The following is a 7,621-nucleotide window of genomic DNA, read 5'->3' on the forward strand; positions in this document are numbered from 1 at the left end:
CCCTGCCGGGACTCCCCGCCGGAGGGCGCCTGCACGAAGAAGGTGTCCTGCATGGTGCGGGCGGGGTGGTCGGGCAGGAAGTTCAGGGCGTCGAAGTTGTACCACTCGGCCTCGACCTCGGGGCCCTCGGCCACCTCGAAGCCCATGGCGACGAAGATGTCGGCCATGCGCTCGGCGATGGTGGTCAGGGGGTGCCGGGCGCCGCGGGGCGCGCGGCCGGTGGGCAGGGTGACGTCGACGGCCTCCTCGATGAGGACGCGGCGGTCGCGCTCGGCCTCCAGTTCGGCCTGGCGGTCCTTGAGGGCCTGGCCGACCCGCTTGCGGGCGCCGCCGACGCGCTTGCCGGCCTCGGCCTTGGCGGCCGGGGGCAGGGAGCCGATCTCGCGGTTGGCCAGGGCGAGCGGGGAGCGGTCCCCGGCGTGGGCGGCCTTGGCCTCCTTCAGGGCCTCGAGGGTGTCGGCCGCCGCGATCGCGGCCAGGGCCGCGTCGAGCATCTGGGCGACCTCGTCGGGGTGGAGGGGCGTCACCTCGACCGGGTCATAGGAGTTGTTGGGTGCAGACATGGTTCTTTCGCCTCGCAGCCCGCCGCGGCGGCGGGCTCTGGCCGACAAGGAGCAGTCACTGCTGGTGGGAGGCCCGCCGCTGCGCCGGTCCGCTCAGGCGAACTCGGGGGCGCCGGCGGGCACGGTAAATCGGAACTCCGCGCCCCCGGCGGGGGCGCGGCCGACGGTGATCGCGCCGCCGTGGGCCTCGATCAGGCCCTTGACGATGAACAGCCCCAGGCCGGTGCCGCCGCGGCGCCGGGAGCGCCAGAACTGGCGGAAGACGCGCGGCACGGCCTCGGGCGGTATGCCCGTGCCCTCGTCGCGCACCGACACGGCTGCTCCCTCCTCATGCGGCTCGATCACTATGGTGACAGTACCAGCGCCGTGCCGCACCGCGTTTTCCACCAGGTTGGAGAGGATCTGCTCGATCTTGTCGGCGTCCAGCCACAGCTCGGGCAGCGGCCCGGCCACGTGCAGCCGGAACCGCTCGGCGGGGTCCCCGGCGGCGATGCGCCCGGCGACCACCTTGCGCACCCGCTCGGGCAGGTCGACCACGGCGCGGCGCACCTCCAGCCGCCCGGACTCGATCCGCGAGACGCTGAGCAGCTCGGTGATCAGGCGGGTGACCCGGTCGGCGTCGGCGTTGACGGTCTCCAGCATGAAGATCTTCTGCCGCTCGGTGAGCCGGTCCCACTTGGCCAGCACGGTGGCGGTGAAGCCCTTGACGCTGGTCAGCGGGGAGCGAAGCTCGTGCGCGACGGTGGAGACCAGGTCGGCGCGGCCGCGGTCGGCGCGCTCGCGCGGGGCGGCGTCGCGCAGCGTGACCACCAGCCGGGCCAGCGGCCCGGCGGGGCTCTGGCGCACGTAGCGGGCGCTCATCAGCACCTCGCGGCCGTCGCCCAGGTAGAGGCGGCGCTCGGGCTGGCGGGTGCGGGTGCGCAGGCCGCCGTAGGGGTCGGAGCACTTCCACCAGTCGCGGCCGTCGGCGTCGGCCAGCGGGAGGACGTCGCGCAGGTCGCGGCCGAGCGCGGCGTCGGGGTCGGTGCGGCACAGGCGGGCGGCCATCCGGTTGAAGACCAGCACGCGCCCGGCGCCGTCGGCCACGAGCAGCCCGTCCGGCAGGTCGTCGGCGGCGACGGCGGTGCCGGCCGCGGTCCCTGCCCTCTGGTCGCCGTCCACGACCGCCTCCCGCACCCTCGCAACGCCCTGGCGGCGCCGCCGCCCTCCCCCGGTGTCACCGAAGGTCAGTACCCTTCCGCGGGAGCGGCTAGTCGGACCGGGTGCGGCGCTCCGCCGTGATGGACCGAGCGTAGCGGCTCCGGCGGGGGCGCGGGCAAGTCGCCGCGGGGACGGCAGCGCCTGCGGCGCACCGCACGCGGCCCCGGGCGGCCCCGGTGACGTGCGGGTTCCGCGCGGCTACCCGGATCACGGGTCGCAGGAGGGGGTTACGCGCCGTCCGCATCGCGGGGTTCGGCCGGGCCGCCGCCCCGGCGCTGCTCACGGGCGGTGGTGTACAGGCACACCGCGGCGGCCGTGGCGAGGTTGAGGCTCTCGGCGGCGCCGTAGATCGGCACGCTCACCGCGCCGTCGGTCAGGGCGAGGGTCTCGGCGGGAAGCCCCCAGGCCTCGTTGCCGAAGACCCAGGCGACGGGGCCGCCGAGCCCGCCCGCGTCGGCGGTGGCGTGCAGGTCGGTGTCGCCGCCGCCGTCGGCGGCCCACACCGCGGCCCCCTCCCCGCGCAGCAGGCCGACCGCCTCGGCCGCGGGCACGTCCACCACCACGGGCAGGTGGAACAGGCTCCCGGCCGAGGCGCGCACGCACTTGCCGTTGTAGGGGTCGACCGAGGCGTCGGTGAACACCACGGCGTCGGCCCCGGCCGCGTCGGCGGTGCGCAGCACCGTGCCGGCGTTGCCGGGGTCGCGCACGTGGGACAGGACGGCCACCAGGCGGGCGCCGCGCACCCGCTCCAGCGGCACGTCCACGAACGGGCAGACCGCCACCAGCCCCTGGGGGGTGACCGTCTGCGCCAGCTCGGCCATCACCTCCACGCTGACCCGGTGCACCGGCACATCGGCGGCGTAGGCGGCGGTGACCAGGTCGTCGTGGCGGCGGGCGGCCTCGGCGGTGGCGAACAGCTCGGCCACGCCGCCGGGGCGGGCCAGCGCCTCGCGCACCGCCTGCGGGCCCTCCGCCAGGAAGCGCCGCTCGCGCTGGCGGAAGGCGCGCTTGGCGAGCCGACGAGCCCCCTTGATCCGGGGGGAGCGGACGCTCGTGTACTCGTGGCTCGCCATCGCGGACCCGTACTCCGGGGTCAGGCCGCGGCCTGGGAGGCGGGGGCGGGCAGGTTCTTCTTCGCCGTCTCGACCAGGGAGGCGAACACGGCCGGGTCGTTGACCGCGAGCTCGGCGAGCATGCGGCGGTCGACCTCGATACCGGCGGTCTTCAGACCCTGCATGAACCGGTTGTAGGTGAGGCCGTTCGCGCGGGCGCCGGCGTTGATCCGCTGGATCCACAGGCGGCGGAACTGGCCCTTGCGGTCCTTGCGGTCCCGGTAGGAGTAGGTCATCGAGTGGAGCATCTGCTCCTTGGCCTTGCGGTACAGGCGCGACCGCTGGCCGCGGTAGCCGCTGGCCCGCTCAAGGACGACCCGGCGCTTCTTCTTGGCGTTGAGAGCCCGCTTCACGCGTGCCACTGTGACTCCTCAGGGGTTCCCGGTGACGCTCACCGCGCCACCGCTTCGTCTACGTCCGAACGCGGCCGGGCTCAGCCCAGCAGCTTCTTGATCTTCTTGGCGTCGGCACGCGCCATCTCCACCTCGCCGGTCAGGCGGCGGGTGCGCTTGGAGGGCTTGTGCTCCAGCAGGTGGTTCTTGTTGGCACGGCGGCGCATGATCTTGCCGGAGCCGGTCACGCGGAAGCGCTTGCTGGCACCACTGTGCGATTTGTTCTTCGGCATCTCGCCGTCGTCTCCTACTCGTTGTCTCGGCGTGCGCACGCCCGGCGCCGGGCCGCCCCGGGCGGCCCGGCGCCGACGTGTCGGCGGGCGGGTCAGGCCTGCCCGCTCTCCTGCTCCTCGCGGCGCTGTTCGCGGCGGGTCTTGCCGCCGCCGGCCGCGCGGGCCTCGGCCTTGTGCTCGGAGCGGCGCTTGTGCGGCCCCAGGACCATGACCATGTTGCGGCCGTCCTGTTTGGGCTGCGACTCCACCGATCCCAGGTCCTGGACGTCCTCGGCCAGCTTGGCCAGCAGCCGACGTCCCAGCTCGGGGCGGGACTGCTCGCGGCCGCGGAACATGATCGTCACCTTGACCTTGTCCCCGCCCTTGAGGAAGCGCTCGACGTGACCCTTCTTGGTGTCGTAGTCGTGCGCGTCGATCTTCGGGCGGAGCTTGATCTCCTTGATGATCGTGTTCGACTGGTTCTTGCGCGACTCGCGCGCCTTGACCGCGGACTCGTACTTGAACTTGCCGTAGTCCATCAGCTTGGCGACCGGCGGCCGCGCGGTCGGGGCGACCTCGACCAAGTCGAGGTCGGCCTCCTGTGCCAGGCGCAGGGCGTCCTGCACGGGCACGATGCCGACCTGCTCGCCGTTGGGCCCGACGAGTCGGACCTCGGAAACCCGGATGCGGTCGTTGATGCGGGGCTCGGCGCTGATGAGACCCCTCCCTAGCCTTGTCGTGATGCTCCGTAGTAGGGGTTCCCACCCGCGGCCCCGGGATTAAGGGGGCGGAAAGCGAAAAACCCCGCCGGCCGTGGCAAGCGGGGTGATCCACCGGGCGGCGGACGCGTACGTCCGGCGGGGTCGGAGGACCTCGCGCGGTGCGCCGCACCGCCGACCGGATACCTGTGCGAGTTGCGCCCGACAGGTGGGAGGACCCGCCTCCGCTTGCGTCCCCGGGCGCGTGCGCGCCCGGTTCAGGTCAGGACCCCACTCTACCAGGGTCGCCGGACCCGATGGGCCTTCGCCGGGGGGACACCCTGCACGCCCGCCAACGCCGGTGCGCACCGGGCTATTCCCGCGCGGCGGCCCGCCGGGCGAGTTCGGCCTCGCCCGCGCGCCGCATGTGCTCGACCGGGGCCCGCTCGGCCCCGGTCATCAGCTCGACCTGGGCCGCAGCCTGGTGCAGCAGCATCGGGAAGCCGCCGACGACGGTGCGTCCGGCCTGCGCGGCCGCCCGCCCCAGCGCGGTCGGCCACGGGCTGTAGACCACGTCGAAGACGGCGGCGCCGCTCGCCGCCACCGCACCGGCCCACGGGTCGGCGGCACCGGAGGGCAGGGTGCTGGCGACCAGGTCCACGTCCAGGTGGCGCTCCAGCTCGGCCAGGGGCGCCAGCGCGACGGCGATCCCGGCGCGCTCCCCCGCCAGCCGCACGTCCGCGGCCCGCGCGGGGTCGCGGGCGAGCACGGTGACCGAGGCCGCGCCCAGGCGGCGCAGGGCCGCGACGGCGGAGGCGGCGGTCGCCCCGCCGCCGAGCACCGCCGCGGTGCGCGGGGCACCGGCCCCGGCCTCGCGCAGCGCCTCCCCGATCCCGTGGACGTCGGTGTTGTAGGCCAGGCGCCCCCCGTCGCGGAAGACCAGCGTGTTCGACGCGCCCACCTCCCGGGAGGCGTCGTCGGCGCGGTCGGCGGCCTCCAGGGCCGCCTTCTTGAGCGGCATGGTCAGCGACAGGCCCGCCCATTCGGGGCCGCACCCGCGCAGGAACGGCAGCAGCCCGTCCTCCCGGCACTCGTGGCGGCCGTAGCTCCACTCCCCCGCGATGCCCAGCGCCTCGTAGGCGGCGCCGTGCAGCACGGGGGACAGCGAGTGCTCCACGGGCGAGCCCAGCACGGCCGCGCGCATCAGGCCCCTCCCTGCTGGCTCTGCTGGAACCGCTGCTTGAGCACCTGGAACTCCTCGTAGGTCTCGGCGAACTCGGTGACCCCGTTCTCCGGGTCGGTCGCCACGAAGTACAGGTAGTCCGCGTCGGAGGGGTTCAGGGCCGCCTTGATGGCGTCCTCCCCCGGGCTGACGAACGGCCCGGCGGGCAGGCCCTTGCGGCCGTAGGTGGCGTAGTCGCTGTCCTCGGCCTTGCACTGGTCGAGCTGGGCGTTGGTCAGGGCGATGCCGTGCTCGCCGATGACGTAGAAGCAGGTGCTGTCCATGCCCAGCTCCATGCCCTCCTCCAGCCGGTTGTGGACCACCGCGGAGATGTCCGGCATGTCCTCGACCGACCCGGTCTCGGCCTGCACGATGGCGGCCACCGCCATGACCTCGTCGGGGTCCATGTCCCGGTCCGCGGCCCCCGCCTCCAGGTCGACCCCGGGGTCCTCGGCCACCTGGTCGAAACGGCGCACCATCATGGACAGCGCCTCTTCGGCGGACATGTCCGGGGTGAAGGTGTAGGTGTCCGGGAACAGGTAGCCCTCGGTGCCCTTGTCGGCGTAGTCGGGCACCCCGAGCGAGTCCGGGTCGTCGAAGGCGGCCTGCAGGTCCTCCAGCGGGATGCCCGCCTCCTGGGACACCTGCGCCAGGATCTCCGAGCCGCGCATCCCCTCCTTGATGGTGACCCTGGACTCGGCGCGGGCCGCCGGGTCGAGCATCAGCTCGACGGCGGCGTCCGCGCTCATCTCCGTGCGCAGCCGGTAGGTGCCGGGCGGCAGCTCGGCCCCGGCCTCGCCCAGCGCGTTGGTGAACGCCCGGGAGCTGGCCACCACGCCCGCGTCCGCCAGGATCCCGCCGATGGCGCCCCCGGAGGCGCCCTCCGGGATGACGACCTCGACCTCTCCGCGGCCCGCGCCGTCGTAGTCGGCGGGGAACAGGTAGGTGCGCGCGGCGAAGCCGCCGCCCGCGACGACGACCGCGAGGGCGGCGCCGACCACGATGACCTTGGTCCTGCCGCGGCGCGCGGGGCGGTCCCCGCCGCCGCTCCGGCCCCGGCCGCGGGAGCCGCCGCGGCGGCGGCGGGCGCGGCGGGGGGGCTCGCGGCCGCCTCTCCCGCGCGAACGGCGCCCGCGCGGGGCGGGCTCGGCGTCCGCGCCGTGCTCGGCGTCGGGACCGTCGGGATCGCCGGATTCATCGTCGGTGTCCGGTGCGTAGCCGGGCGCGGCCGGGGCGGCCGCCTCCAACGGCTCCAATGGCTCCGACGGATGCGGGTCGGCGGCGCGCGCCCTGCGGCGCCCGCCCTTGCGCGTCACCGGTACCGCGTCGAAGTCCAGGGTGCGCCGGGGCAATGGGCGGTCGAACGGGTCGTCCTCGCCCTCGCCCGGCGCGGGGCCCAGGCCCAGCGGGTCGGACTCGTCCTCGGGCGCGCGGCGGCGGCGACGGCCGCGGGGCCGGTGCTCGTCCGGGTCGCCGGGACCGGCGGGCATGGGGCCGGAGTCGAGGGCGGGGTCGCGTGGCGGAGGGGGCTGGGCGCCGCCCGCCGGTGCGGGGCCCGCCAGGTCGGGGTCGGTCTCGGGTTTGCGGCGGCGGCCCCGGCGGGGGCCGCCGGCGGGGTGCGGCGCGTCGGGGCCGCCCGACCCCCCGGGCCACGAGCCGGTGTCCGGGGAGGTGGGCCGTGCGCCGGTGTCGGCTCCGGGCCACGCGCCGGACTCCCGGCCCGGCCAGGCCCCCGTGTCCGGAGGCGGCGGGGCCGCGGGGCCGCCGAGCGGGTCGGAGGGCGGGGCCGCGCCGCCGGAGGAGTGCCGCCCGTGCCGGCCGCCCGCCGAGGGGGCGGCGGGCCAGGGGTCGGTCAGTGGGTCCCCCGCCGGGCCGGGGGCGGCCGGGGGGTCGGCCGGGCCGGCGGAGGCGGCGCTGGCCGCCCGGCGGCCGCCGAGCGCGGACCCCAGGTCGGAGCGGGGCCCAGCGAACGGGCCGGAGTGCGGGTCGGCCGCGGGCCGGGGGCGGGGCCCGCCCAGCGGGTCCGGCTCCTCGGGCTCCTCCGGGCGGGCCCTGCGGCCCCGGTAGGGCCGTTGCTCCCCGTAGGGGTCGTTGCCGTTCATCGGCCCACCTCGACGATCTCCCCCGGGGGCCGCCCCGCCGTGCGCTCGGTGTCCAGCGCCGACTGCAGCAGCACCACGGCGGCCGCCTGGTCGATCACGGCGCGGCGGGGCCCGCCCCCC

The 7,621-nt window shown here is 76.0% G+C and carries 7 protein-coding genes and 2 pseudogenes (1 of these 9 only partly in view); all 9 read right to left on the reverse strand.

What is annotated here, in order from left to right:
• Positions 1–563 (reverse strand): annotated as a pseudogene (locus tag D476_RS33975) (phenylalanine--tRNA ligase subunit alpha) (it extends 518 nt beyond the left edge of the window).
• A gap of 93 nt (positions 564–656) precedes the next feature.
• A complete protein-coding gene (locus D476_RS0120240) occupies positions 657–1,739 on the reverse strand; it encodes a sensor histidine kinase (RefSeq protein WP_017625747.1) in 1,083 nt (360 codons plus the stop codon).
• Between the two features lie 251 nt (positions 1,740–1,990).
• Positions 1,991–2,836: a TrmH family RNA methyltransferase gene (locus D476_RS0120245; RefSeq protein ID WP_017625748.1), complete on the reverse strand. Its 846-nt coding sequence runs from the start codon at positions 2,834–2,836 to the stop codon at positions 1,991–1,993.
• A gap of 20 nt (positions 2,837–2,856) precedes the next feature.
• Positions 2,857–3,237, reverse strand: a complete 381-nt coding sequence (gene rplT / locus D476_RS0120250; RefSeq protein WP_017625749.1) for a 50S ribosomal protein L20 — start codon at positions 3,235–3,237, stop codon at positions 2,857–2,859.
• A 71-nt stretch (positions 3,238–3,308) separates the two neighbouring features.
• A complete protein-coding gene (rpmI, locus tag D476_RS0120255; protein ID WP_017625750.1) occupies positions 3,309–3,500 on the reverse strand; it encodes a 50S ribosomal protein L35 in 192 nt (63 codons plus the stop codon).
• Positions 3,501–3,592: 92 nt separating this feature from the next.
• Complete coding sequence (gene infC / locus D476_RS0120260; RefSeq protein WP_083939589.1) at positions 3,593–4,222, reverse strand: translation initiation factor IF-3; 630 nt, start codon at positions 4,220–4,222, stop codon at positions 3,593–3,595.
• Between the two features lie 328 nt (positions 4,223–4,550).
• Positions 4,551–5,381, reverse strand: coding sequence for a shikimate dehydrogenase (locus D476_RS0120265; RefSeq protein WP_017625752.1), 831 nt, complete (start codon positions 5,379–5,381; stop codon positions 4,551–4,553).
• Positions 5,381–7,501 (reverse strand): endolytic transglycosylase MltG, encoded by a 2,121-nt coding sequence (gene mltG, locus D476_RS0120270; protein WP_017625753.1) that lies wholly within the window; start codon positions 7,499–7,501, stop codon positions 5,381–5,383. Before mltG ends, D476_RS0120265 begins: the two co-directional genes overlap by 1 nt.
• Positions 7,498–7,621: pseudogene (locus D476_RS39230) on the reverse strand (RuvX/YqgF family protein); the annotation flags it as partial. The pseudogene D476_RS39230 and the gene mltG, both read right to left, overlap by 4 nt.

Origin of the sequence: Nocardiopsis chromatogenes YIM 90109 (assembly GCF_000341185.1) — a bacterium.
Classification (GTDB): domain Bacteria; phylum Actinomycetota; class Actinomycetes; order Streptosporangiales; family Streptosporangiaceae; genus Nocardiopsis_A; species Nocardiopsis_A chromatogenes.

Excerpts from the sequence above, each read along its gene's own strand:
- mltG (WP_017625753.1), bottom strand. The coding sequence starts at position 7,501 with ATGAACGGCAACGACCCCTACGGGGAGCAACGGCCCTACCGGGGCCGC.
- D476_RS0120265 (WP_017625752.1), bottom strand. The coding sequence starts at position 5,381 with ATGCGCGCGGCCGTGCTGGGCTCGCCCGTGGAGCACTCGCTGTCCCCC.
- rpmI (WP_017625750.1), bottom strand. The coding sequence starts at position 3,500 with ATGCCGAAGAACAAATCGCACAGTGGTGCCAGCAAGCGCTTCCGCGTG.
- D476_RS0120245 (WP_017625748.1), bottom strand. The coding sequence starts at position 2,836 with ATGGCGAGCCACGAGTACACGAGCGTCCGCTCCCCCCGGATCAAGGGG.